General features: G+C 55.6%; 20 protein-coding genes. 17 read left to right on the forward strand and 3 right to left on the reverse strand.

Going from position 1 to position 25,264, the window contains the following annotated elements; all coding sequences use genetic code 11:
* Positions 1–230: 230 nt before the first annotated feature.
* From FGQ86_RS06140 to phnX, 7 genes are all read left to right on the forward strand, one after another.
* Complete coding sequence (locus FGQ86_RS06140) at positions 231–1,604, forward strand: PhoH family protein (protein WP_138303224.1); 1,374 nt, start codon at positions 231–233, stop codon at positions 1,602–1,604.
* Positions 1,605–1,632: 28 nt separating this feature from the next.
* Positions 1,633–2,334, forward strand: coding sequence for an HD domain-containing protein (locus FGQ86_RS06145; protein ID WP_052083735.1), 702 nt, complete (start codon positions 1,633–1,635; stop codon positions 2,332–2,334).
* 129 nt (positions 2,335–2,463) lie between these two features.
* Positions 2,464–3,342, forward strand: a complete 879-nt coding sequence (locus tag FGQ86_RS06150) for a MurR/RpiR family transcriptional regulator (RefSeq protein WP_033124307.1) — start codon at positions 2,464–2,466, stop codon at positions 3,340–3,342.
* A gap of 173 nt (positions 3,343–3,515) precedes the next feature.
* Positions 3,516–4,271 (forward strand): ABC transporter ATP-binding protein, encoded by a 756-nt coding sequence (locus FGQ86_RS06155; RefSeq protein ID WP_033124306.1) that lies wholly within the window; start codon positions 3,516–3,518, stop codon positions 4,269–4,271.
* An 11-nt stretch (positions 4,272–4,282) separates the two neighbouring features.
* Entirely contained in the window at positions 4,283–6,958 is a 2,676-nt protein-coding gene (locus FGQ86_RS06160) for an extracellular solute-binding protein (protein ID WP_243127177.1), read from the forward strand.
* Between the two features lie 83 nt (positions 6,959–7,041).
* Entirely contained in the window at positions 7,042–8,151 is a 1,110-nt protein-coding gene (locus FGQ86_RS06165) for a 2-aminoethylphosphonate--pyruvate transaminase (RefSeq protein WP_033124305.1), read from the forward strand.
* Positions 8,152–8,185: 34 nt separating this feature from the next.
* Entirely contained in the window at positions 8,186–8,953 is a 768-nt protein-coding gene (gene phnX, locus FGQ86_RS06170) for a phosphonoacetaldehyde hydrolase (RefSeq protein WP_138303225.1), read from the forward strand.
* 88 nt (positions 8,954–9,041) lie between these two features.
* Here the strand turns inward: phnX and FGQ86_RS06175 are convergent, their stop codons facing one another.
* Positions 9,042–9,926, reverse strand: a complete 885-nt coding sequence (locus tag FGQ86_RS06175) for a LysR family transcriptional regulator (protein ID WP_033124358.1) — start codon at positions 9,924–9,926, stop codon at positions 9,042–9,044.
* Between the two features lie 131 nt (positions 9,927–10,057).
* Here FGQ86_RS06175 and FGQ86_RS06180 point away from each other — a divergent pair, with 131 nt between their 5' ends.
* Positions 10,058–11,509, forward strand: coding sequence for an aminotransferase class V-fold PLP-dependent enzyme (locus FGQ86_RS06180; RefSeq protein WP_207670733.1), 1,452 nt, complete (start codon positions 10,058–10,060; stop codon positions 11,507–11,509).
* Between the two features lie 80 nt (positions 11,510–11,589).
* On the opposite strand, the gene FGQ86_RS06185 is transcribed toward FGQ86_RS06180, so the two are convergent.
* Positions 11,590–12,816 (reverse strand): 6-phosphofructokinase, encoded by a 1,227-nt coding sequence (locus FGQ86_RS06185; RefSeq protein ID WP_138303226.1) that lies wholly within the window; start codon positions 12,814–12,816, stop codon positions 11,590–11,592.
* A 191-nt stretch (positions 12,817–13,007) separates the two neighbouring features.
* On the opposite strand from FGQ86_RS06185, the gene FGQ86_RS06190 reads away from it, so the two are divergent.
* The 3 genes from FGQ86_RS06190 (at position 13,008) to FGQ86_RS06200 (ending at position 16,522) form a co-directional block, all read left to right on the forward strand.
* Positions 13,008–14,024, forward strand: a complete 1,017-nt coding sequence (locus FGQ86_RS06190) for a glycosyltransferase family 2 protein (protein WP_138303227.1) — start codon at positions 13,008–13,010, stop codon at positions 14,022–14,024.
* 95 nt (positions 14,025–14,119) lie between these two features.
* Positions 14,120–14,734 carry a rubrerythrin family protein gene (locus tag FGQ86_RS06195; RefSeq protein ID WP_033124300.1) on the forward strand — a complete coding sequence of 205 codons (615 nt, stop codon included), beginning with the start codon at positions 14,120–14,122 and terminating at the stop codon, positions 14,732–14,734.
* 39 nt (positions 14,735–14,773) lie between these two features.
* Positions 14,774–16,522, forward strand: a complete 1,749-nt coding sequence (locus FGQ86_RS06200; RefSeq protein WP_033124299.1) for a S8 family peptidase — start codon at positions 14,774–14,776, stop codon at positions 16,520–16,522.
* On the opposite strand, the gene FGQ86_RS06205 is transcribed toward FGQ86_RS06200, so the two are convergent.
* The gene (locus tag FGQ86_RS06205) at positions 16,519–17,061 is read right to left on the reverse strand and encodes a TetR/AcrR family transcriptional regulator C-terminal domain-containing protein (protein WP_171031519.1); all 543 of its coding nucleotides are present in this window, start codon (positions 17,059–17,061) and stop codon (positions 16,519–16,521) included. The genes FGQ86_RS06200 and FGQ86_RS06205 overlap by 4 nt on opposite strands.
* 210 nt (positions 17,062–17,271) lie before the next feature.
* Here FGQ86_RS06205 and FGQ86_RS06210 point away from each other — a divergent pair, with 210 nt between their 5' ends.
* The 6 genes from FGQ86_RS06210 (at position 17,272) to FGQ86_RS06235 (ending at position 25,233) form a co-directional block, all read left to right on the forward strand.
* Positions 17,272–17,724: a hypothetical protein gene (locus FGQ86_RS06210; protein WP_138303229.1), complete on the forward strand. Its 453-nt coding sequence runs from the start codon at positions 17,272–17,274 to the stop codon at positions 17,722–17,724.
* Complete coding sequence (gene ftsH, locus FGQ86_RS06215; protein ID WP_033124296.1) at positions 17,724–19,565, forward strand: ATP-dependent zinc metalloprotease FtsH; 1,842 nt, start codon at positions 17,724–17,726, stop codon at positions 19,563–19,565. The genes FGQ86_RS06210 and ftsH overlap by 1 nt, the downstream gene beginning before the upstream one ends.
* A gap of 114 nt (positions 19,566–19,679) precedes the next feature.
* Positions 19,680–21,626: a DUF5107 domain-containing protein gene (locus FGQ86_RS06220; RefSeq protein WP_138303230.1), complete on the forward strand. Its 1,947-nt coding sequence runs from the start codon at positions 19,680–19,682 to the stop codon at positions 21,624–21,626.
* A 125-nt stretch (positions 21,627–21,751) separates the two neighbouring features.
* Complete coding sequence (locus FGQ86_RS06225) at positions 21,752–22,528, forward strand: SseB family protein (RefSeq protein ID WP_033124294.1); 777 nt, start codon at positions 21,752–21,754, stop codon at positions 22,526–22,528.
* Between the two features lie 51 nt (positions 22,529–22,579).
* Complete coding sequence (gene cysK, locus FGQ86_RS06230; RefSeq protein WP_033124293.1) at positions 22,580–23,515, forward strand: cysteine synthase A; 936 nt, start codon at positions 22,580–22,582, stop codon at positions 23,513–23,515.
* Between the two features lie 2 nt (positions 23,516–23,517).
* On the forward strand, positions 23,518–25,233 hold the full coding sequence (locus tag FGQ86_RS06235; protein WP_033124292.1) for an ABC transporter ATP-binding protein: 1,716 nt from the start codon (positions 23,518–23,520) through the stop codon (positions 25,231–25,233).
* Positions 25,234–25,264: the final 31 nt, after the last annotated feature.

The raw sequence follows: 25,264 nt of genomic DNA on the forward strand, positions 1-25,264 counted from the left end.
AAGTTTATTCCAATAGTATTTCTACTACGAAGCGTCTTGATTTATTTGATAGTTTTAGTATAAGACAGAGCTGTGAAGAAATGGTGTTCAAGAAATGAAACTTTTTTAAATGATAAATGAACAAATTATGAACGAAGGAAATTTTACGTAGATTTTACAGGATCTTGATTTTGAGAAAAGGAAAGAACGATATACTGTAGGTAAAATATAATCCGGAAAGGGGATACTCTATGGTAAAGATTTATGTGCTTGATACGAATGTCCTGATCCAGGCACCCTACGCGGCCGAGTGCTTTGAGGACAACCAGGTGGTGCTTCCCATGGCTGTGCTGGAGGAGCTTGACCATCTGAAAAAAGCGGAAGGGGAGAGGGGCGCAAGCGCCAGGCGGGCTATCCGGTTCCTGGAGCAGCTCCGCCACAGGGGAGATCTGCTCACCGGCGTACCGCTTCCCGGCGGAGGAAGCTGCCGGGTGGAGAGAAACTATGTGGATGTGAAGCTGCCGCCGGAGCTGTCCGAGGAGGTCATGGACAACCGGATCCTGAAGGTGTGCCTGGGCCTTAAGAACACCCACGAGGAGCAGGTGACTCTCGTGACCAAGGACATCCTACTTCGCATCAAGGCGCAGATCCTGGGGATATCTGCCGAGGACTTTACGACAGAGCAGGTGTTTGACAACGAAAACCAGTACAAGGGCAGGACCGAGGTGTACGTGCCTGAGGAGATTTTCAAGGATTTTAAGAAAAAAGGCATCCCGGCCCAGTGCGTGTACGTGACGGACAGTGAGGGCAACCGGTTTGCGCCGGAGCTCACAGAAAATCAGTTTGTCATACTGCGGGCGGATCAGTCCGTGAAGAAGACCCACCTGGGAAGGGTGGAAAAAGGAGTCATCCGGAAGCTGGAGTACAAAAAGAGCGCGCCCTACGGTATCCGACCGAGAAACGCAGGGCAGTATTTTCTCCAGGAGGCTCTCATGCAGCCGGCGAAGACGGCGCCCCTTGTCATCGTCAAGGGCATGGCAGGCACAAGCAAGACCTTTTACTCACTGGCAGTGGGGCTTGAGAAGGTGCTGAACAATCCCACAGGCGAGTACAGGCGGATACTGGTGTGCAGGCCTAACGCCCAGTTCGACTCGGACATCGGCTTTCTGCCGGGGGACGAGCAGGAGAAGATTTCTCCGCTGATGAGGCCCATTATCGACAACCTGGAGCAGCTGATCGACTCCAACGAGGAGGAGCGGTACGCGGATGAGGACGAGCTGAGGGGAAAGATTGAGGAAATCTTTGCCAGAGGACTGATCCAGACAGAGGCCATGAATTATATCCGGGGCCGGTCCATCATCAAGACCTACCTTATTATAGATGAGGCCCAGAACATGACGCCCAACCAGATCAAGGGCATCATCACCAGGGCGGGAAAGGACACAAAGATTATCCTTCTGGGGGACCCGGATCAGATAGACCGGCCTTTTCTGGACGAGAGGACCAACGGCCTCAGCTACGCCTCAGAGCATATGAAGGGCAGCCCCCTATGCTGGCAGGTGACCATGACAGCGGAGGAGTGCGAGAGATCCGCGCTGGCCATGGACGCCATCCGGAGGCTGTAACCCATATGAGTTATATAGTCTGAGACAGATGGCTGTAAGATACATAGAGATATTGGAGGAGAAGAGTTTGTCAGTCACATTTAAACAGATCAGGAGTGATGAGGAGATAGGTCTCCTGATCGAGCAGGGAAACGAGATACTCAATGAGCTGGGATACACGGAGCATTCCAGGAAGCACGCCGCCAAGGTGGCGGACACGGCGGGGAAAATCTTAAAGGAGCTGGGCTACGGGAAGCACAAGATCGAGCTGGGCCGTATTGCGGGGTACATGCACGATATCGGCAACAGCGTGAACCGGCATGACCATCCCCACAGTGGGGCAGTGCTGGCCTACCAGATCCTGAAGGAGAGGGGAGCAGAGCTGTCGGACGCTATGACTGTGATGACGGCCATCGGCCATCACGATGAGGACACAGGGGCGGCTGTGGACGAGGTGTCGGCGGCCCTGATCCTGGCGGACAAGACGGATGTGCGGAGGAACCGGGTGCAGAACCCGGTTCCCGCGAATTTTGACATTCACGACAGGGTCAACTATGCGGCATTGTCGTCCACTCTCACTATAGATAAAGACAAGAGAGTGATCCGCATGGAGATTGAGCTGGACGACACTATGTGCACGGTGATGGATTACTTTGAGATCTTCCTGCAGCGGATGATCATGTGCAGGCGGGCGGCGGAGCGGCTGGGATGCAAGTTCAAGCTGGTGGCAAACGGGAGCAAGCTGTGCTGATTGTATTTTTTTCGGTACAATCCCCAAAGTGAAAAAATGATAACAAAAAGCGGTCGGAGGGACGGCATCCGGCAAAAGTTCAAAATGAACAAAAATCGTAGAGTTTCTACAGAGAGGATAACAGGAAATATGGTAAAACAGAAGATACAGAACATCTATGCGGCTCTGCGGCCGTCAGAGCGCAAGGTGGCCGACTACATTTTTTCCTACCAGGGAAAGGCGGGAGAGCTCCTTATCGAGGAGCTGGCGCGTGAGGCAGAGGTAAGCCAGCCCACAGTGGTGCGCTTTGTGAAGGCTGTAGGATACAAGAGCTTTAAGGATTTCAAGTACGCCATGCTCCAGGACGAGATGCGGGAGCGGGCAGAGGAGAAGGAGGAGGAGATCGGCCTCTACGGATTCCGGCTTTCCGGCAAGGACAGGCTGGAGGAGATACCCGGGAAGATCATCACTACCTCCATCCAGATGCTGGAGGAGACCTTAAAGAGCATACGGAAAAAGGAATTTGAGAGGGCGGTGGACGCCATCCTGGGGGCGGACAATATCGTGATCTACGGGGTGGAGAACTCCCTTTGCACGGTCAACGACCTGCTCACCAAGCTCACCTACCTGGGACTGAACTGCAGGACCTACACAGACTCCTACCTGCAGAACGTGAGCGCGGGCAATCTGACGAAGAAGGACCTGGCCATTGGAGTCTCCTACTCCGGGTATTCCAGGAACACGGTGGAGATGATGCAGACGGCAAAGAGGGCGGGGGCCAGGACGCTGGTGCTGACCAATTTTGAGAACGCCCTCATTGCAAAGTACGCGGACATCCTGCTTTGCGCCAGCCACAGGCAGTTCTTCTATGGAGATACGATTTTTTCCCGCATTTCCCAGCTGGCGCTGGTGGACATGCTCTATGCGGGGGTGCTGAACCGGAACTATCCGGTCCTTTCAAAAAAGCTGAAAAAGACAAACGAGATCGTGGCCCGGAGGGCCTACAGCCAGGATGAAGAGGTTTTGTAGAAAATCTACAAACCTCTTTTTCTGTTTTACATTCCCTTTACAAAGAGTTCACCCCGATTTGATTGAAGATAGAAAAATGAAGCTCCTATAATATGGGCGTGACAGGAACGAAACAAGAGGACACCGGCACGGGAAGAACGGGTGCCGCGGGAGAAGAAAGGAGTTTCAATATTATGCTGGAACTGAAAAATATCAAGAAGTCATTTGGTGGAAAGACAATACTGAACGACATCAGCCTGGATGTGCAGGACGGAGAGATCATTTCCATATTAGGGCCCTCCGGAAGCGGGAAGACTACACTGCTGAACCTGATCCTGGGCATCACGGAGGTGGACGGAGGCAAAATTATCTACAATGGGGAGGATATGACAAACGTTCCCATGGAGCAGAGAGGATTTAACATCGTGTTCCAGGACTACGCCCTGTTCCCCAATCTGAATGCCTATCAGAATATTACCTACGGACTAAAAAACAAGCCAGGCATCTCCAGCCAGGATGAAGTGGACGACCTGATCGAGCTCCTGGGGCTGAAGGAGCATCTGGACAAGAAGATCGAGCAGCTCTCCGGAGGACAGAAGCAGAGAGTGGCGCTGGCCCGGACCATGGTTATGAAGCCGAAGATCCTTCTTCTGGATGAGCCCTTAAGCGCCCTGGACGGCGTCATCAAGGAGTCCATCAAGGACAGGATCAAGACCATCGCCAGGGAGTATCACCTGACTACCATCATCGTGACCCATGATCCGGAGGAGGCCCTGACGCTGTCTGACCGTGTCCTTATTATAAATGAGGGAAAGATATCCCAGTACGGAAAGCCGGAGGAGATCATCAACAGGCCCAGCAATCCGTTTATCAGGGAATTTATCTTAAACCAGCTTGAGATCAAGAGAAGCAATATCTTCACCCTGTTTCAGTGTGAAGCGACAGCGTAGAGGGCGGACAGATGAAGACAAAGCTTGAGAGACTGATAAAATCTCAGATAGAGATCAAGATCATTTTCATCGCAGTGGCAGTCCTGTTTCTCTGGTTCCTGGCAGCGCCCATCATCCTGCTGCTCTTAAAATCCTTCCAGAGTACAGGGGGAGACTTCTGGGTTCACTATGTGGATGTGTTCACGGAGAACGGCTTCTGGACATCTGTGGGAAACAGCTTTAAATCAGCCGGCCTGAGCGCCGTCATCACCACGGTTCTGGCCTTTTTGCTGGCCTACACGGTGCACTACACCAACCTTCCGAAGCCCTTAAAAAAGCTGATCCACGGCGGGGCGGTGCTGCCCATGCTGCTGCCCACCATCACCTACGGATTTGCCATCATCTACTCCTTTGGGAAGCAGGGGCTCATCACCCGGCTCCTGGGCCATCAGCTTTTTGACATCTACGGGTTCACAGGGCTGCTGCTTGGCTATGTGATCTACACGCTGCCGGTGTCCTTCCTGCTGATCCATAACACTATGGGGTACATTGACAAGAAATTTATGGTGGTGTCCAGGATCATGGGAGACGGAGGGATGAAGACCTTCTGGATCACCATCATCCGTCCGCTTCTTGGCACCCTGGCGGCCTCCTTTGTACAGTGCTTCTTTCTGTCATTTACAGATTTTGGTATCCCGGCCTCCGTGGGAGGACAGTACGAGGTGGTGGCCTCTGTCCTGTACGATGAGATGCTGGGGAGCCTGCCTGACTTTAACAACGGCGCTGTGGTGGCTATGGCCATGCTGGTGCCCTCTGTGGTGAGCATCCTTCTCCTCCATTATCTGGAGCGGTACAATGTGCGGTACAGCAAGATTTCTATTGTGGAGAACCTTAAGAACAGAGGAAGAGATATTGCCTGCGGTATCTGCTGCGGAGTGGTCCTGCTGATGATCGTCATTATCTTTGCGGTGGTGTTTATCGTTCCCTTTGTCAGCGAGTGGCCCTACCAGATGACATTTACCATGGCACATGTGCGGGATGTGTTCAGTGACAGTGTGCTGGCCAGCGTGTTCAGAAACTCCCTGCTGGTGGCGGCGCTGACGGCGGTGATCGGCTCCATTGTGGCCTACGGCGCTGCCCTTGTGACGGCCAGAAGCAAAATCTCGGCGGGATGCAAGGGAGTGATTGAGAGCATCGCCCTTGTGACCAACACCATCCCCGGCATGGTCATAGGTATCGCCTTCCTTCTGATGTTTTCGGGCACATCCCTGCAGAACACATTTGCCCTCATCATCATCTGCAATGTGGTGCACTATTTCTCCACGCCCTATCTGATGATGAAGAATTCCCTGGAGAAGATGAACGCCTCCTGGGAAACGACAGCCCTGCTCATGGGAGACAACTGGATGAAGACCATCTTCCGCATCGTGACGCCCAACGCCCTGCCCACCATCCTGGAGGTGTTCAGCTACTACTTTGTGAACGCCATGGTGACAGTCAGCGCGGTCATCTTTATTGCCGGGGCCAGAACCATGGTCATCACCACAAAGATCAAGGAGCTGCAGCATTTTGCCAAATTCAATGAAATATTTGTGCTGTCCCTGTGCATCCTCTTTACGAACATTGCGGCCAAGCTGCTCTTCCAGGCAGTGGCGGCCTGCACAAGGAGTGCCAAAAAGAGGGCAAGCAGGCCGGGGAAGCCGGCCGGCAGGCTGGCCAGGGCGGCGGCCATCTGTGTGGCTCTTGTACTGGTAGCGGGCACCGGGTATGTGGTGGCCGGATCCGGAAAGGATGGCTCCAACCACACAGACCAGGTGGTTATCTACTCCAACGCGGACGACGAGGCGGTGGCAGCCATGAAACATGCCCTGGATGAGAACGGCTATCAGGGGAAATATATGTTCCAGACCTTTGGCACCTCCGAGCTGGGAGGCAAGCTCCTGGCGGAGGGGACAGACATCGAGGCGGACATTGTGACCATGAGTTCCTTCTACCTGGACAGCGCCCAGGAGGAGAACGAGATGTTCCAGGAGATCACATTTGACGCCCCCACGCTGGAGGAGACGCCCTCCTTCTACCGGCCTATTACCTCCCAGGAGGGAACAATTATCTACAATACGCAGGCACTTAGAGAGGCGGGGCTTCCCGTGCCGGAGAGTATCGCCGACCTGGCGGAGCCTGCCTATAAGGGCCAGATCTCCGTCACGGACATCAAGAGCTCTTCCACAGCCTGGCTCCTCATACAGGCTCTTGTCAGCGAGTACGGGGAGGACGGAGCGGCGGAGGTGCTGTCCGGGATCTATGAGAACGCAGGCCCTCACATCGAGGACTCCGGCTCCGGCCCCATCAAGAAGGTGCGCTCCGGGGAGGTGGCCCTTGGATTTGGCCTGAGACACCAGGCGGTGGCGGACAAGAACGAGGGTATGCCCGTTGACTATGTGGATCCAAAGGAGGGGAATTTCTCCCTCACCGAGTCCGTGGCCGTTGTGGACAAGGGGGAGAACGAAAATCCCCTTGCCATGGAGATGGCGGAGTGCATCATCAAAAACGGCCGGCAGGAGCTTCAGCAGACCTATCCGAACGCCCTCTATGAGGGGGAGACGACGGATGAGGCTAACCAGTCCGCCTATCCGAAGAAGTTCCCGGAGCCGCTGACAGCCCAGCTCCTTCAGAAGCATCAGGAGCTTTCGGAGAAATGCATGCCGTAGGGCACGCCCGCAAAAGAACGCGGACAGGCTGTGCGATGGCATTGAATTAATAAAAAACTATGTATAAAGAGAGGTAATAAAAAATGGTAAACTACAAACTGCTCACACCGGGCCCACTTACAACAACAGACACTGTAAAAAGAGAGATGCTGGCAGACCACTGCACATGGGATGACGACTACAAGCAGATTACACAAAAAATCCGCAGGGAGCTCCTTGAACTGGCTCATGTGACGGAGAAGGACTATACGGTCGTGCTGATGCAGGGCAGCGGCAGCTTTGGCGTGGAGTCCGTTATCACAAGCGTGGTGGGGGACGATGAGAAGCTACTGATCGTGGCCAACGGGGCCTACGGGGAGAGAATGGTGGATATCGCAAAGCACGCCCGGATCAGCTACGCCCTCTACGAGGAGGAGTACGACAAAATCCCCTCCGCCGGAAAAGTGGAGGAGATGCTGAAGAATGATCCCTCTATTACTCATGTGGCTATGGTGCACTCAGAGACAACCTCCGGCATTCTCAACGACATTGCCTCTGTGGCAGAGGTGGTGAAGGCAGCGGGAAAGACCATGATTGTGGACGCCATGTCCAGCTTCGGGGGTGTGGACATTGAGGTCGGAAAGCTGGGCATCGACTTTATCATCAGCAGTGCCAACAAGTGTATTCAGGGAGTGCCCGGATTTTCCTTTATCATCTGCAACAGGCAGAAGCTGATGGAGAGCGCGGGAAAGGCCAGAAGCCTGTCCCTTGACCTCTATGACCAGTGGAAGACAATGGAGAAGGACGGAAAATGGAGATTTACCTCCCCCACGCACACCGTGCTGGCCTTTGCGAAGGCGATCGAGGAGCTGAAGGAGGAGGGAGGCATCCCTGCCAGGTCAAAGAGGTACTATGACAATAACCGCCTGCTGATCCGCAAGATGAAGGATATGGGCATACAGGCCTACATTGGGGAGGAGCACCAGGGCCCCATCATCACCACCTTCTTCTACCCGGAGCACCACAATTTTTCCTTCCAGGAGATGTACCAGTTCATCAAGGAGCGAGGCTATGCTATCTACCCCGGAAAGGTGACAGACGCGGACACCTTCCGTATCGGCAATATCGGGGAGATCTACGAGGAGGACATCCTGAAGCTGTGTGACATCTTTGAGGAATTCTTTGCCCGGATGAAGAAAAAGAAAGCAAGCTAATAATAAAAAACAGAGGAAGCGAAGGAGAACGCAAATGAGCAAGATAGAGGCAGTGATCTTTGACTGGGCGGGCACGACTGTGGATTACGGGTGCTTTGCCCCGGTCAAGGTCTTTACAGAGGTATTTAAAAATGCAGGCGTGGAGCCCACTATGGAGGAGGTGCGTGAGCCCATGGGCATGCTGAAGTGGGCCCACATCCGGACTATGCTGGAGATGCCCAGGATCAAGGCGGCCTGGAAGGAGCTGTACGGAAGAGAGCCACAGGACGCGGATGCGGACAAAATGTACGAGAGCTACGAGCCCTCTCTTCTTAAGATACTGGATCAGTACTCGGATCCCAAGCCCTATGTGCTGGAGACAGTGCAGGCCTTGAGGGACAAGGGGATCAGGATCGGGTCCACCACAGGCTACACAGATGTGATGATGGGCATTGTGGTTCCCAGGGCAAAGGAGCTGGGATACGAGCCGGACTGCTGGTTCAGCCCCGACTCCACCGGCGGCATGGGCCGTCCCTATCCCTACATGATATTCAGGAACATGGAGGAGCTGAAGGTGAGCGCTGTGGACAGGGTGATCAAGGCGGGAGACACCATCTCTGACATCAAAGAGGGAAAGAACGCCGGTGTCTTCACCATCGGCATCCTGGAGGGGAGCTCCCTTCTGGGACTGTCCAGGGAGGAATATGAGTCTCTCCCCGAGGAGGAGAAGGAAAAGCTCCTGAAAGAGGGAGAGGAAAAGTACAGGGCCGCAGGGACGGACGCTGTGGTGAGAGATATCCGGGGGATCCTGGAGTACGTATGATGCCAGGGTAGGATTGTGAGAGTGCGCAGCACGGAACAATCCGTAGGCATCATAGTATCTATTTATAATAAAAAGGCAGGCAGAGGTTTCACTCTGCCTGCTTTTTCATCAGCTCCAGGAACAGCCTCATCTGGGGAGTCACGTACTTGTTCCGGTGACAGATGAGCTGACTCCACATGACGATCTCCGGACATTCCGTGTCCAGCACTGCGAGGCGGCCGGCCTGTACGTCTTCCTTTACCACGTATTCCGGGAGGAAAGAAATGCCTTTATTTTGCAGGAGAAAGCGGGTGATCACATCTGTGTTTCCCACCTCCAGCCGGGGATGGAGCTCATAGCCCTGGGCGGCCAGTGCCTGCTCCATGGCATACCGGTAGCTGATCCCCCTCTCGGTCAGATACAGAGGCTCCTGGATCAGACGGCTGACCGGAATTTGCTTCATACCCGCCAGAGGGGAGCTGGAGGAGGCCACGAAATAGATTTTCTCCGGCCGCTCCAGCACCTTGACCCACTCCGGGAAGAAGAGCTTTTTGTCCAGGAAGAATAAAATGTCAATATCGTTCTGGCGCAGCATGTTGACCAGATCAGGCACGGGAGCAGTGTGGGTGCTGATCTCCACGCCGGGACAGCGCTCTCCCAGCTCCATGAAAACAGGGGGAAGAACGCTGATCACGTAGGACTCGCAGGTGCCGATGCGCAGCTTTCCGGAGATCTGCTCCGGCTCCCTGGCGATGTCCTCCGCTTTCCTGGCAGAGTCCAGTATATTAAGAGCCAGGGGGAGAAGCCGCTCGCCGGCCTGCGTCAGCTTGGCTCTTTTTCCGATCCGCTCGAAGAGCTGTGCCTGCAGCTCTGCCTCCAGCTGCTTGATCTGCATGGTGACAGCGGACTGGGAGTAGCCCAGCTCCTGCGCGGTCTTTGAAAAATTCCGGAGCTCCGCAATGCGGACGAAGGTTATGAGATTGCGTATTTCCATGACAATGCCTTTCTGCTTTCTGACAAGAATGTTCAAAATTATTGAATGTTTCTATAAAAACTATGAATTTTACAGTGGTTTTTATTCATGTTAGCATGATAATCAGAAGCGGTCAAGGAGGTACAAGAAATATGCGTATAGACACGAGAGAACAAAATCGGGAGATTGGAGAGCTGTTGAGAGCGTTTGTTTCCAGAACCGTGGATTTTTATGAGCACATAGAAAATGAGGCTGTCTGCCGCCCAGCTGCCGAGGACAGCCTTTCGCGCATAGAAAAGCAGGCTATCCCGGCCGGAGGGCGCTCTGTGGAGGAGGTTTTCCGGGAGATGGAGCAGGATATTTATTCCAGCACACTCCTGGGGCAGCACCCACGCAGCTTTTCCTGCGTTCCGTCCACCATGTCCCTCCTCTCCTGGATGGGGGATGTGATGACCAGCGCCTACAATCCCCACGCCAGCTGCCGGGTCAACGGACCAGTAGCAGATCTGGTGGAGAAGAAGCTGATCCGATGGATGTGTGAAAAAGCCGGGTATCCGGAGGGGAGCGGAGGACTCTTCGTGTCCGGCGGCTCTATTGCCAATCTGACTGCCCTGACAGCGGCAAGAGACGCAAAGCTGGCATGGGAGGACCGGGGGAGGGCTGTAGTCTACCTGTCCGGGCAGACCCATGCCTCTGTGTCCAAGGGGCTTCACATGATCGGGTTTTGCAGGGAGCAGATCCGGATCCTCCCCGTGGACGAGAGCTTCCGCATGGATATGGCCGCGCTGCAGTCCTCGGTCAGGAAGGATCTTGCGGACGGGAAAATCCCCTTTGCGGTCATCGCCTCTGCGGGGACAACGAATACGGGGAGCGTGGATCCTCTGAGGCCGATCGGGGGTATCTGCCGGAAATATGATATGTGGATGCATGTGGACGGGGCCTTCGGGGCGTCAGCCCTCCTGTCTGAAACATACAAAAAAGAGCTGGACGGGATCCAGCTGTCGGACAGCTTAAGCTGGGATGCCCACAAGTGGATGCTGCAGACCTACGGGTGCAGCGCGGTTCTGGTGAGAAGAAGGGATGATCTGGTCCGCAGCTTTGCCGCTCATCCGGAGTATTTAAAGGACGCGGAGACCTCGGAGGGAGGCGTGGAATTCTGGGATCTGGGGCCGGAGCTGACAAGGCCGGCCAGGGGACTGAAGCTGTGGCTTACGCTCCAGACTATGGGGACAGAGGAGCTGGGACGTGTGGTGGAACACGGCTGTGAGCTGGCAGAGCTGGCGGCGGGGATCATCAGAAAAGAGCCGGAATGGGAGCTCCTGTCCGGCCCCTGGCTGGGGATCGTGAACTTCCGCTACAGGGCGGACGGCTCTCTGTCTGAGGCGGAGCTGGACGCCGTGAACCAGGAGATATCCGCGGAGATAACCGACAGCGGCTTTGCCCAGATATTTACGACAGAGCTGCGGGGGAGGAAGGTTCTTCGCATGTGCACCATCCATCCTGAGACGACAAAGGAGGATATCCGGCGCACCATCGAGAGGCTGATGGAGACAAAGGCTGTCTCGGACCGGAGACAAGAGCAGAACAAAAGCAGGACAGCGTAGCCTATGGGGCTGCGCTGCCCTGCTTTTTCTATAGCTTCTTATGGATCCGGAGCTGCCCTCTGTCCGGTACGTGTCCCTTTCTATGCCTTGCGGTAGGCGAAAAGAGGGATGCCGTTCTTTGTGGGAAGCTCCACGTGTCCCTGGGTCAGGGGGCGGACATAGTCGATGAAGGCGTCGCTGATGTCGGAGCCATCGTTTGTGATCCACTCCAGAGGTACGCATTTCTCCTTGTTGCAGATGATGTTGACGTCCGCGGTGCTGTAGGAGAGCTCATAGGGTACACTTTTGTTTCTTATGAAAGTAATCATTTTCCCGCTCTCCCCTGCAAGGGCTGCCTGTACGGCGTAGACACCCGCGTTGACAGCCTCGTCCAGATCCACCCGGGACAGGTGTGAGCAGGAGCATCTCTGGCAGACATTCAGCTCTACGGAGCGAACCTTGACGCCCAGCCGCTCCTTTACCAGGTTCTCCAGATATTTTCCGGAGCCGGTGAGCATCTTGTGGCCGAAGGTGTCTGTGCCCACCTCGCTGGCGTACTCACAGATAAAGGTGCCCTTTCCGTCGTTGATGCCCTCGGAGATGCAGACTACCAGGTTGGGTGTGGTCTCCAGGGAGGTGCGCACCTTCTCGATGAAGGCATCCTGGTCAAAGGCCACCTCCGGCAGGTAGATGAGCACCGGGTTGTCCCCCTCAAACTTCCTGGCCAGCATGCTGGCGGCTGTGAGCCATCCGGCGTGGCGGCCCATGATCTCCACGATGGTGACAGACTGCTTGTTGTCGTACACGGAGGCGTCGATGGCGATCTCCCGCACGGTGGTGGCCACGTACTTGGCGGCGCTTCCATATCCCGGTGTGTGGTCTGTCTCCACCAGGTCGTTGTCAATGGTCTTGGGAACGCCGATGAAGCGGATGGTACTGTTCATAAATCCGGCGTACCGGGACAGCTTGCTCACCGTGTCCATGGAGTCGTTTCCTCCTATATAAAAGAAGTAGCCGATATTCAGCTCCTCAAAGCATCGGAACAGCTCCGGGTACACTGGGTCGTGCAGGTCCTCCGGCAGCTTGTAGCGGCAGGAGCCCAGGTAAGCGCCCGGCGTGGTGCGCACAAGCTCCAGCTCGTTGGTTGTGTCCAGGGCTCCCAGATCCATGTAGTGGCCCTGGAGAAATCCCTCTATTCCGTTGATCATTCCGTATACCGTGTCGATGTGGTCTGTCATTTTGATACCCTCAGACACAACACCGTAGAGACTTCCGTTGATGACTGCCGTGGGACCTCCGGACTGTCCCACAATGATATTTTTTTTCATGTTCTCTCCTCCAAGCTTTTGTTCAGCGGCCAGGGCCCTGCCAGGCAGGGGCAAGGGGCCCGTCGGCCTTCTACACATAACTATACCGGAAAACCCTCCTTTTTACAATTGTGTGATGAAGATTTTGCAAAGTTTAAGTTGGAAAAACCGGAGGAATACTATATACTATAAAAGTCAGGAGGAAGAAAAATATGAAGTACATTTCGTTTGCGATCCCGTGCTATAATTCCCAGGATTATATGGCGCATGCGATCGAGAGCATCCTTCCGGGCGGGGAGGACGTGGAGATCATCATTGTAAATGACGGATCCAGCGATGACACATCAAAGATAGGACATGAGTATGCGGAGAAATATCCGGATATCGTAAAAGTGATCGACAAGGAGAACGGCGGACACGGAGACGCAGTAAACTGCGGGCTTTCCAACGCAACAGGAAAATATTTTAAGGTTGTGGACAGCGACGACTGGGTGAATGAGGAATCCCTTCACAGAATCCTTCAGGTCCTCAGGAACTTCGAGGACGAGGGCGAGGAGGTGGATATGCTCATCGCCAACTATGTGTATGAGAAGGTCGGAGTGGAGAATAAAAAATGTATCCACTACCGGAACGTACTGCCCCAGGACGAGATATTCCACTGGTCGGATATAGGGCATTTTCATCTGGATCAGTACATCCTTATGCACTCGGTGATCTACCGGACAGAGCTGCTGCTTCTGTGTCAGCTGAGGCTGCCCAAGCACACCTTTTATGTGGATAACATCTATGTATATTATCCGCTGCCCCATGTGCGGAAGCTCTACTATATGGATGAGGATTTCTACCGCTACTATATCGGGCGTGAGGATCAGTCGGTCAACGAGAAGGTTATGATCAAGAGACTGGATCAGCAGATCTTTGTCACAAAGAAGATGATCGACATGTATCAGATGAGGGAGATCACCAACAAGAAGCTGAAAAAATACATGATCAACTATCTCGCCATCATGATGACCGTCTCTTCCATTCTGTGCATCCGCTCCAAGGAGAAGGAGAACCTGGACAAGAAAAAGGATCTGTGGCTGTACCTGCGGAAGAAGGACGCCAGAACCTATGTGAAGATTCGCTACGGCATCCTTGGACAGACCATGAACCTGCCGGGAAGATCCGGAAGAAAGATCTCTTCTCTGGCCTACATGGTGGCCAGAAGGCTGATCGGTTTCCAGTAGATAGGCAAAGTGACAGCCGGGAAAACGTGGAATACAAGGTATAAAATCACTGCCATGGTACATACTCTATGTAAAAAGGTAAAGGAGTATGTATCATGGCAGTTGATTTTTGTAAGAGCAGGACAAAGGAAAATCTGATGAAGGCGTTTGCCGGGGAGAGCCAGGCCAGAAACCGGTATACCATCGCGGCGGAGATGGCCATGGAGCACCACATGTACTCGGTGGGGCAGATCTTTCTCTTCACCGCGGACCAGGAGAGAGCCCACGCCCAGCGCTACTATGAGCTCTTGAAGGAGGCCGAGGGGGAGACGATAGAGATCTGCGGCGGCTTCCCGGTGGATACCTACGACTCCCTGACAGACCTTCTGCGGGCGGCGGAGCACAACGAGACGGAGGAATATAAGGACGTGTACCAGGCCTTTGGCGACCAGGCCAAGGAGGAGGGATTTCTGGAGGCGGCATCCGCTTTTTACCAGATCGCCGAGGTGGAGAAGACCCACGCCAAGCGGTTCGGGAAAATACGGGAGCTGATGGAGACAAACACCTACTTTGAGCTGGCGAAGGAGGGAGCCTGGATGTGCCTGAACTGCGGCCATATCCACAGGGGAACAAAAGCGCCCGAGGTATGCCCGGTCTGCCGGCATGAAAAGGGCTTTTTCATTCCCCTCTCCCTGGCTCCCTACACGGACAGCGGGATCGTGGTCATGTAGAATATCATGCAAAATAACTTGTCAAAGGAGTGAGGGAAGATGGCGGGACAGAAGATCGAGGATCTTTTGAACCTTGCGCTGGATGTTACCCAGGAGGAGAGAGAAAAGTCGCTGGAGCTGGATGTGGGGTACGATCCCATCGAGAGGGAGTGGGACGTGATCGTGAAATACTCCGGGAGTCTGGATGATATAAAGGCCCTGTCGGTCCGGATGACAGAGCTCCTGAACGAGTATGCCATCGTCACTGTGAAGGAGTCCCGGCTGTCCGCCCTGGCGGCGCTGCCGGAGGTGGAGTATATTGAAAAGCCAAAGCGGCTGTTTTTTCAGACCGCTGACGGGAGGCGCGTGTCCTGCATCGATACAGTGCAGGGCGGGCGCCTTTCCCTTTTCGGACAGGGAGTCCTGGTGGCGGTCATAGACTCGGGGATTGACTATATGCTGCCGGATTTCCGGGATGAGGAGGGCCGTACCAGGATCCTTGCGCTGTGGGATCAGTCCGCGGTTCCCAGATCGGATCGGGGAGAGGGACCGCCGCCTGGATATGCCCTGGGGACGGAGTACACAAGAGAACAGATCGATGAGGCCATCGCGGCTCCCGGGGAGGCGGAGCAAAGGAGCATTGTCCCCAGCGTGGACACCTCAGGACATGGCACCTCCGTGGCAGCTATCGCGGCGGGAAACGGGGGAGGAGAGAGCAGGTACAGGGGAGTGGCCTTCCGGAGCAGCCTTCTCATCGTGAAGCTGGGCGTGCCACGGGCAGAGGGATTTCCCAGAACCACAGAGCTGATGGCGGGCATTGACTATGCGGTGAGAAAATCGCTGGAGTACCGGATGCCCCTGGCCATAAACATCAGCTTTGGAAATACGTACGGGGCCCACGACGGCTCCTCCCTTCTGGAGCGGTACATAGACGATGTGGCCAACCTGGGCCGTACCTCCATCTGCGTGGGGGCGGGCAATGAGGGGAACGCAGCCGGCCACACCACGGGGAGGCTTGCAAGCTATGAGACAAAGGATATTGAGCTGGGGGTGCAGCCCAGGCAGACGGCCATGAGCATCCAGATCTGGAAGACCTACGCGGATCAGGTGCGCATCCTACTTATCACCCCCTCCGGGGTCCGCAGCGATCCCATCCAGGAGATAAGGGGCACCCAGAGGATGCGGATCGGCCCCACGGAGATCCTCGTCTACTATGGGGAGCCCAGCCCCTACAGCCTGGTGCAGGAGATCTTCATCGATCTTCTGCCGGTGGAGACCTACATCGCCTCCGGGGTGTGGACCATCCGGCTGGAGACGGGAAGGATCGTGGACGGACGGTATCAGATGTGGCTTCCGTCAGAGGCTGTCCTGAACCCGGGCACAGGCTTTCTCCTGCCCTCGGAGGAGGCCACCTTCACCATTCCCTCCACCGCTTCCCGGGTGATTACGGTGGGGGCCTACGATGCCCTCACCTTTACCTATGCGGATTTTTCCGGGCGCGGGGGCGAGGGGGAGGGCTACCGGACCAAGCCGGATCTGGCGGCTCCCGGCGTGGGGATTATGACGCGGGCGCCGGGAGGCACAGTGACGGCAGTCACCGGCACCTCCTTTGCCACCCCCTTTGTGACGGGCGGGGCAGCCCTCCTCATGGAGTGGGGGATCATAAAAGAAAACGACCCTTATCTCTACGGGGAAAAGATAAAGGCCTATTTGAGAAGAGGAGCCCGGCAGCTTCCGGGCTTTGCTGCTTACCCCAACAACCAGGTAGGGTATGGGGCGCTGTGCGTGGAGGAGAGTATACCGGATTAAGAGGAGGGCAGCTGTACCATCTGCCCTGTCAGCAGTCTGTACAGCTGGTCTGTCAGCGCCTCCGGGTCAGCCTGGCCGCTGCGGCAGCTCTCAATCAGTACGCCGGAGATCCCGTAGGTGAAAAAGTCCAGGGCCATGGTCAGATCCCGGTAGCTTAAGGATGCGTCCAGTGCCGTGTGTCTGTAGAGGCTTTCCAGGTAGCTGTGGAAGTTCTTGTGGATGATATGTTCCATCTGCTCCCGCTGCCGGGATCGGAGCAGGTGGTGGATGAAGCTTCTGTTTTCCATGGAAAAATCAATGAAGAGGCGGAGGGCGGCCTTGGGGTCTTCTGCCTGCAGGCTGCGCCGCAGGAGTTCGTCCGCGCTTCTTTGCATGATCCATTCAATAACCTCCAGTATATCCTGGAAATGATAGTAGAAGGCCTGGCGGGAGATGCCGCACTCCTGTACCAGGTCTTTGATTGTGATCTTGTCAAAATTCTTTCTGGCGGTCATGGCCAGAAAGGTCTCCGCGATTTTTTCTTTTACGTTCTCAGCCAAAATCCTGCCTCCTGTCGTGAACCTATGTATGTGAGCCTGCACGGGCCCGTGCTGCCGTGAGGGGCTGTTTCCCGTCCATGATAGCATGGGGGAGCTGTTCTTGTCCAGCTTTACAAATCCCGGGATCTGTCTAGTCAGCTGGAAAAGATTGAAAATGGAAAAAGGGTTTCAGCTCTGGTAAAGTAAAATACGGAAAGGAGGCTGACAGAAATGAGTGTACAGCAGGGGATTTTTTCGGCGAAGCTCTGTGAGATGGAGAAGCAGTATGAGAAATTCCAGGCTCATCTGGTGACGTGTCAGCAGATGGAACACGAGGCTATCAGAGAAGAGTGCCGCCGTATGGATCAGGAGTGTATGGAAAATGAGTACATCCTGAAGCAGGGCATGAAGGGGTGCCGCTCCCGCTCTGCCAGGCGGCTGGCTGACATCCAGCTCGAATATATGAAAAAAGCGGACGATATTTTAAAGAACGAGATGGCGGACGATATGTCCGATATAGAAGACCGTGCGGAGAGGAGGGCTGAGGCCAGCACTCTGTACGCGGAGTTCAGTATGGATTTCGCCGTTCAGGCCATGAGGCACGCCATGCGGGCGGCCCTGTCGGCCATCGATGCCCAGATGAGCTGTGAGGAACAAAAGACACAGGAACAGGAGGAAGCATAATGAAAGAAGTAAAGACACCGAAGAAACCGCTGATCTACTACTATATGATCGTGATCATCGCCCTCCTGCTTTTCAATTTCCTGGCCGTGCCCTTTATCACTGAGAGGGAGATCAAGGACGTGGACTACGGAACGTTTATCGATATGACGAATGAAGGGAAAGTAGGGAAAGCGGAGATACAGGAGCAGGAGAATACGATCCTTTTTACAGACAAAGATGAAGAGCATATTTATCGGACTGCCATGGTGCAGGACGAAGGCCTGACCCAGCGCCTCTATGACGCCGGAGTGTCCTTTTCAGGACAGGAGATCCAGCAGACGTCGCCCATCGTGACGGCCATCTTTTCCTGGCTGATCCCCATCATCATCTTCATCGCCATCGGACAGTACATGTCCAGGAAGCTGGCCAAGAGGGCGGGGGGAGGCCCCAACTCCATGATGTTTGGCATGGGAAAGAGCAATGCCAAGATTTACGTGAAGTCCTCTGAGGGGATTAAATTCTCCGATGTTGCAGGGGAGGACGAGGCAAAGGAAAATCTGACTGAGATCGTGGAGTATCTCCATGACCCCGGCAAATACAAAGAGATCGGAGCCTCCATGCCGAAGGGCATCCTCCTTGTGGGCCCTCCGGGAACCGGCAAGACTATGCTGGCCAAGGCCGTGGCAGGCGAGGCAAACGTGCCCTTCTTTTCCATTTCGGGCTCTGAGTTCGTGGAAATGTTCGTGGGCATGGGCGCCTCCAAGGTGAGAGATCTGTTCAGTCAGGCAAAGGAGAAGGCGCCCTGTATCGTCTTCATCGATGAGATCGATGCCATCGGAAAGAAGAGGGACGGCCAGCTGGGCGGAAACGACGAGAGAGAACAGACACTGAACCAGCTGCTTACAGAGATGGACGGATTTGAGGAGAACACAGGCGTCATCATCCTGGCGGCCACCAACCGTCCGGAATCCCTGGATCCCGCCCTCCTGCGGCCGGGACGGTTTGACCGGAGAGTGCCGGTGGAGCTGCCGGATCTGAAGGGCAGGGAGGATATTTTAAAGGTGCACGCCAGAAAGATCAAGGTGGCGGACAATGTGGACTTCAACAAGATTGCCCGCATGGCATCCGGCGCCTCGGGGGCAGAGCTGGCCAACATTGTCAATGAGGCGGCCCTCCGGGCGGTCCGGGATGGCAGGAAGTTTGCCACCCAGGCGGATCTGGAGGAGAGCATCGAGGTGGTCATCGCAGGCTACCAGAAGAAGAACGCCATCCTGACAGACAAGGAGAAGCTGGTCGTGGCCTACCACGAGATCGGTCACGCCCTTGTGGCTGCCATGCAGACCCAGTCGGCTCCGGTGCAGAAGATCACCATTGTGCCAAGGACGTCCGGGGCTCTCGGCTACACCATGCAGGTGGAGGAGGGCAATCACTACCTGATGACCAAGGAGGAGATCGAGAACAAGATCGCCACTCTGACAGGCGGAAGGGCAGCTGAGGAGGTGGAGTTCCACTCCATAACGACAGGCGCCTCCAACGACATTGAGCAGGCCACCAAGCTGGCCCGGGCCATGATCACCCAGTACGGCATGAGCGACACATTTGACATGGTGGCCATGGAAACCCGCACAAATCAGTACCTGGGCGGGGATACCTCCCTTGCCTGCTCTGCCCAGACCCAGGCAGAGATAGATCAGAAGGTTGTAGAGCTGGTGAAGCAGCAGCATGAGAAGGCCATCCGGATCATCCGCGAGAACAAGAAGAAGCTGGACGAGCTGGCGCAGTACCTCTATGAGAAGGAGACCATAACAGGCGAGGAGTTCATGAAAATACTGACAAAGAAAGGTGAGGAGGGGCCGCAGTAACAGGAACAATAAATTACAATAAGAGAGCAGGAATTCAGATTGCACCGACCGCCGTGATAGGATACTATAGATGTAACTATCTAAAATTCTACACGGCAAAAGGAGAAAATTTCTATGAGACCGGAACTGCGATTTGAGACAAAGAAAATGAGAGTGGCAGGACTCGGAGAGGAGTCCTGCCTTCCTGATCTTCTGGGGGAGAAGATCCTGCAGAACGACCTTGTCTTCCGGCTGAGCGAGGAGGATGAGATCTATGAGGGCTACGGCAGGCGGAAGAACGCCTACCCGTACAGACAGTACAGCTGCTACACCCGAAAGCTTGAGGAGAGGGACGTAGAAAGCGCTGTGCTGGAAAATGACTTCCTGAGAGCGGTCTTTCTTCCAGGGTACGGGGGACGGCTGTGGGAGCTGTGGGACAAGGAGAAGGGCCGCAACCTTCTCTACACAAACGATGTCCTTCGGTTCAGCAACCTGGCAGTGCGGAACGCCTGGTTCAGCGGAGGCGTGGAGTGGAACATCGGCGTTATCGGCCACACGCCCCTGACCACAGAGCCGCTGTATGCGGCCCGGACGGCTCTTGAGAGCGGGGAGCCCGTGCTGCGCATGTACGAGTATGAGAGGATAAGAAAAGTGACGTACCAGATGGATTTCTGGCTGGGGGAGAAGGATCGGTTCCTGAACTGCCGGATGCGGATCGTCAATGAGAGCAGCCAGGTCATTCCCATGTACTGGTGGAGCAATATGGCGGTTCCCGAGTACGAGGGCGGGCGTGTGATCGTTCCCGCAAAGCAGGCCTTCACCTACGCGGACGGCGCTGTGTTCAAGGTGGATATCCCGGTGGTGAACGGGGTGGATATCACGGACTATAAGAAAATTCCCCGGTCTGTGGACTACTTTTTCGACATCCCGCAGGAGTCGCCCAAGTACGTGGCCAACGTAGACAGGGAGGGCTTTGGCCTTCTCCAGATGTCCACCAAAAGGCTGCGCAGCCGGAAGCTTTTCTCCTGGGGCAGCCGGGAGGGCTCGGACAGGTGGCAGGAGTTCCTGACAGACAAGGCGGGCAGATATATCGAGATCCAGGCGGGGCTTGGAAAGACCCAGTACGGCTGTATTCCCATGGCGCCCCACACGGCCTGGGAGTGGCTGGAGAGATACGGCTCTGCCTGTGTGGAAAAGAAGGTGCTGGACCTTCCCCACGCCGCAAGGAGCGCCGCCCTGACAGCGGCCATACATAAGTCCGGGGAGCCGGAGCGGATGGAGCGGCTCCTGGCAGACACAAAGGCCATGGCCAAGAGCCCGGCCTGCCTGGTTCGCGCAGGGAGCGGCTATGGCGCTATGAGAAACCAGGGAAGGTGGACAGAGCATCTTGCCTTCCAGGTGCCGGAGGGGCCGCTTCAGAGCTGGCAGCGGTTCTTTGAGACCGGGGAGCTCAAGGCGCCGGATGTGACAGAGCGGCCCGATGAATTCCTCATAGACGGGGACAGTATCGGATTTCTGGAGAGCACCCTTGAGGGCTGTAACCGGGACAACTGGTACGCCTTTTACCAGGCCGGCGTCTGGCTGGCTCAGGCCGAACAGGGGGAGAGGGCCCGGACTATGCTGGAGCGGTCCCTGGAGCTTGAGGAAAATCCCTGGGCGTACCACGCCCTGGCCTGCGTCAGCCTGAGAGAGGGGGAGGAGATAAGAGCACGGGAGGAGATCCTGCGGGGCATGCATCTGGCGGCAGGGCTGCCCCGGCGGGCGGACCGGCTCCCCTACATGAAGGAGGGCTTCCGGATGCTGCATATGATGGGCGCATCGGAGGAGATCCGGACATTTTACAGAGAGATGGAGGCAGAGCTGAAGGCGAACGGCCGACTGAAATTCATCTATATTTTCGCTCTCCACAGGCTGGGGGAGGACCGCGAGGCAGAAAGACTTCTGGAGGAGAAGGGAGGCCTTCTTTTAGAGGATATCCGGGAGGGGGAGGACTCCATCGGGAAGCTGTGGCAGTCTCTTCACCGGGATGAGGCCGGCAGGGAGGCGAAGCTGCCCCGCCAGTATGATTTCTCGGCCAGCTAGAGGAGCCGCCTCCAAGCCCTGTAAAAGAGCCCGCCGGAAGACCCTGCGTCCGGTTGAATTTCCTTTCTAAATGATGTATGATAAATAGCGGATTACGTACTGAAACAGCAGAAAGGAATATCCCTATGAAAGAAGAGAACAATACAAAAAACAGCCCGGACAGGCAGAAGGCGCTGGCCCATCTGCGAAACGCAAAGGAGCTTTTTGTCATCATATCCATGCACACAAGGATGCCCTTTGTCTTCTGCGATCCGGAGACCTTTGACGACGAGGTGCTTCTCTACAAGACGGAGGAGGAGGCCCAGAAGGGCGGGAAGCTCCTTCTGGCGCAGAAGGACCCGGTCAACATCGCAAAGCTGGAGAACAGGCATCTTTTGTCCTTCTACTCGAACCTGTTCACCATGGGAGTCAACGCCATGGCGGTGAACAAGGGGTTGGAGGATGAGATCCATCTGCAGCTGGGAGAGCTGGTAAAGAGGCCGGATATGGACAACCTTCCCGATGGGAGGAAATGGGTGGAAAACCCCCAGTTTCATCTCACCGCCCTCTATTTTATGCAGCAGATGAGAAAGGACCCGAAGCAGCAGATGACAGAGGAGCTCAAAGAGATGCAGGAGGAGCTGCTGGTTGACCTGCAGAGAGGAAAGTATCTCGTGCCGGCGGAGCCGGACAAGGGCCTCCTTGTCATGAAGCAGAAGGACGGGTCTGTGTTCCTGCCCATCTTCACCGATCCCGACGAGCTGCGCAAGTTCAACAGGGACAATAAGTACAGGACGGCGGTCATCGAGTACGCCAAGATCCCGGAGCTCCTGCCGCCTGAGGCCAAAGGGGTGATCGTGAACCCCCTGGGAGTCAATATCCCGTTCAATATCGCCCGGCCGAAGAAGACGGAGACGAAATAGGGGTCGGCGTCATATGATATATTAATCACAATGTGCGGAGGAGATAAAGGAATGATTTACGAGAATATACTTGAGGCAACCGGGAACACGCCTCTGATCCGGCTGAACCATATGACCGGACCTGAGGACGCCCAGATCCTCGTGAAATTCGAGGCTATGAACGCAGGCGGCTCCATCAAGACGAGGACCGCCCTTAACATGATAGAGGCAGCGGAGAAAAAGGGGCTGATCCAGCCCGGTAAGACTACCATCGTGGAGCCCACAAGCGGCAACCAGGGCATTGGCCTTGCCCTCATCGGCGCGGTCAAGGGCTACAGGACCATCATCATCATGCCCGACTCGGTGAGCGAGGAGAGGAGAAAGCTGGTAAGGCACTACGGGGCGGAGGTAAAGCTGATCCACGACGCAGGAAATATCGGAAAATGTATTGATGAGTGTCTGGAGACCGCCATGAAGATGGCGGCGGAGAATCCGGACGTGTATGTACCCCAGCAGTTTGAAAATGAGGCCAACAGCCAGGCCCAGAAGGAGCAGACGGGTCGGGAGATCCTGGAGCAGGCAGGTATCACTATTGATGGGTTCTGCTCCGGAATCGGAACCGGGGGCACTATCACAGGCGTGGGGGAGGCCCTGAAGGAGGCCAACCCGGACGTGGAGATCTGGGCGGCGGAGCCGGAGCACGCGGCCATCCTCTCAGGAGGAGAGGTGGGCACCCACATCCAGATGGGCATCGGCGACGGTGTCATCCCGGCCATCCTGAACCAGAAGATATACAGCCACATTGAGATCGTGACAGACGAGGAGGCCCTGGAGACAGCCAGAGAGCTGGCCTCAAAGGAGGGACTCATGTGCGGTATCTCCAGCGGGACGAATGTGGCCGTGGCAAAGCGCATGGCAAGAAAGCTGGGAAAGGGAAAGACGGTGGTGACGATCCTGGCGGACACGGCGGAGAGGTATTTTTCCACACCTCTTTTTGAGGGACAGTAGAGATGCTGCGAACACTGCTTTCCTATTTTAAGCCCCACATAGGCATCTTCCTTCTGGATATGTTCTGCGCCGTCCTGGTGGCGGCGGTGGATCTCGCCTTTCCCCTGGTGTCCAGGCACGCCATGTACGAGATGCTGCCGGATAAGCTGTACGGCACCTTCTTCACGGTCATGGCCATTGTGGCGGTCAGCTATGTGCTGCGGTCCGGCTGCAACTACATCATGACCTACTGGGGACACACCTTCGGCGTCCGGGTGGAGGCGGACATCCGGAGGGATTTGTTCCGTCACCTCCAGGATCTGGACTTTGAATTTTACGACGCTAACAGGACGGGAAAGCTGATGAACCGGCTGACGGGAGACCTCTTTGAGATCACGGAGCTGGCTCACCACGGGCCGGAGGACCTGCTGATCTCTGTCCTCACCATTGTGGGAGCCCTGGGAGTCATGTTTTCCATCGAGTGGCGGCTGGCCCTTGTGGTGGCGGTGATCATTCCGGTCTTCCTTGTGGTGGTCATGCTCTGTAAGAGAAGCATGTCGGACGCCTCCCTGCAGGTGAAGCAGAAGATGGCCTCCATCAACGCGGACATAGAGTCCTGCATCTCAGGCATCCGCACCTCCAAGGCCTTTGCCAACGAGGAGGTGGACCAGGCCCGGTTCGATCAGTCCAACGACATGTTCAAATCCTCCAAGAGCGGTTACTACAAGGCCATGGGAAGGTTTAACGCCTCCCTGGAGTTTTTCATGTGCATCATGCCCGTGGCGGTGATCACCTTCGGCGGATGGCTGATCATGCAGGGGCGGATGAACTATGTGGACCTGATCACCTTTAATCTCTACATCAGCACCTTCATCACCCCGGTACGGAAGCTCTCCAACTTTGCGGAGATCTTCACCAACGGCACGGCGGGGCTTCGGCGCTTCCAGGAGCTGATGGCCATAGAGCCGACGGTGAAGGAAAAGGAGGGGGCTTTGGACCTGACTGTGAGGGAAGGGCGGATCGATATGGATCATGTCAGCTTTTCCTACAATGGAAACGGGGAGGTGCTGACGGACGTGGATCTTCACATCGAGCCGGGACAGACCGTGGCCGTGGTGGGACACTCCGGCGGCGGGAAGACCACCCTCTGCCAGCTCATTCCACGGTTTTACGATGTGACAGGCGGCTCCATCAGGATCGACGGGATGGACATCCGGGATGTGAAGAAGAGATCCCTGAGGGACAACATCGGCATGGTGCAGCAGGATGTGTTCATGTTTGCGGACACGGTGTACGAGAACATCCGCTACGGAAAGCCTGACGCCTCCTACGAGGAGGTGGTACGGGCGGCGAAGAAGGCGGAGATCTTTGAGGATATCATGGAGATGCCAGGAGGCTTTGACACCTACATCGGGGAGAGGGGGACCATGCTCTCCGGCGGGCAGAAACAGAGAATTGCCATCGCCCGCATTTTCCTGAAGGACCCGAAGATCCTCATCCTGGACGAGGCCACCTCGGCCCTGGACACGGTGACGGAGAGCTATATACAGAAGAGCTTTGACGAGCTGAGGGCTGGCAGGACAACCCTCATCATCGCCCACAGGCTGGCCACTGTGCGGGACGCAGACCGCATCATCCTGATCGACGACGGAAGGATCCAGGAGAGCGGCACCCACGAGGAGCTCATAAAAAAAGACGGGCAGTACGCCCGTCTGTATCACACGCAGGAGCTGAAATAAAAGCTTCCGCTGAAAGAACAGCTTCCCGGAA

The sequence above is a fragment of the Clostridium sp. BSD2780061688st1 H5 genome (assembly GCF_005845155.1).
Classification (GTDB): Bacteria; Bacillota; Clostridia; order Lachnospirales; family Lachnospiraceae; genus Claveliimonas; species Claveliimonas intestinigallinarum.

Coding starts and splice junctions, on each gene's coding strand:
- FGQ86_RS06140 (WP_138303224.1), top strand. CDS start 231: ATGGTAAAGATTTATGTGCTTGATACGAATGTCCTGATCCAGGCACCC.
- FGQ86_RS06145 (WP_052083735.1), top strand. CDS start 1,633: ATGGCTGTAAGATACATAGAGATATTGGAGGAGAAGAGTTTGTCAGTC.
- FGQ86_RS06150 (WP_033124307.1), top strand. CDS start 2,464: ATGGTAAAACAGAAGATACAGAACATCTATGCGGCTCTGCGGCCGTCA.
- FGQ86_RS06155 (WP_033124306.1), top strand. CDS start 3,516: ATGCTGGAACTGAAAAATATCAAGAAGTCATTTGGTGGAAAGACAATA.
- FGQ86_RS06160 (WP_243127177.1), top strand. CDS start 4,283: ATGAAGACAAAGCTTGAGAGACTGATAAAATCTCAGATAGAGATCAAG.
- FGQ86_RS06165 (WP_033124305.1), top strand. CDS start 7,042: ATGGTAAACTACAAACTGCTCACACCGGGCCCACTTACAACAACAGAC.
- phnX (WP_138303225.1), top strand. CDS start 8,186: ATGAGCAAGATAGAGGCAGTGATCTTTGACTGGGCGGGCACGACTGTG.
- FGQ86_RS06175 (WP_033124358.1), bottom strand. CDS start 9,926: ATGGAAATACGCAATCTCATAACCTTCGTCCGCATTGCGGAGCTCCGG.
- FGQ86_RS06180 (WP_207670733.1), top strand. CDS start 10,058: ATGCGTATAGACACGAGAGAACAAAATCGGGAGATTGGAGAGCTGTTG.
- FGQ86_RS06185 (WP_138303226.1), bottom strand. CDS start 12,816: ATGAAAAAAAATATCATTGTGGGACAGTCCGGAGGTCCCACGGCAGTC.
- FGQ86_RS06190 (WP_138303227.1), top strand. CDS start 13,008: ATGAAGTACATTTCGTTTGCGATCCCGTGCTATAATTCCCAGGATTAT.
- FGQ86_RS06195 (WP_033124300.1), top strand. CDS start 14,120: ATGGCAGTTGATTTTTGTAAGAGCAGGACAAAGGAAAATCTGATGAAG.
- FGQ86_RS06200 (WP_033124299.1), top strand. CDS start 14,774: ATGGCGGGACAGAAGATCGAGGATCTTTTGAACCTTGCGCTGGATGTT.
- FGQ86_RS06210 (WP_138303229.1), top strand. CDS start 17,272: ATGAGTGTACAGCAGGGGATTTTTTCGGCGAAGCTCTGTGAGATGGAG.
- ftsH (WP_033124296.1), top strand. CDS start 17,724: ATGAAAGAAGTAAAGACACCGAAGAAACCGCTGATCTACTACTATATG.
- FGQ86_RS06220 (WP_138303230.1), top strand. CDS start 19,680: ATGAGACCGGAACTGCGATTTGAGACAAAGAAAATGAGAGTGGCAGGA.
- FGQ86_RS06225 (WP_033124294.1), top strand. CDS start 21,752: ATGAAAGAAGAGAACAATACAAAAAACAGCCCGGACAGGCAGAAGGCG.
- cysK (WP_033124293.1), top strand. CDS start 22,580: ATGATTTACGAGAATATACTTGAGGCAACCGGGAACACGCCTCTGATC.
- FGQ86_RS06235 (WP_033124292.1), top strand. CDS start 23,518: ATGCTGCGAACACTGCTTTCCTATTTTAAGCCCCACATAGGCATCTTC.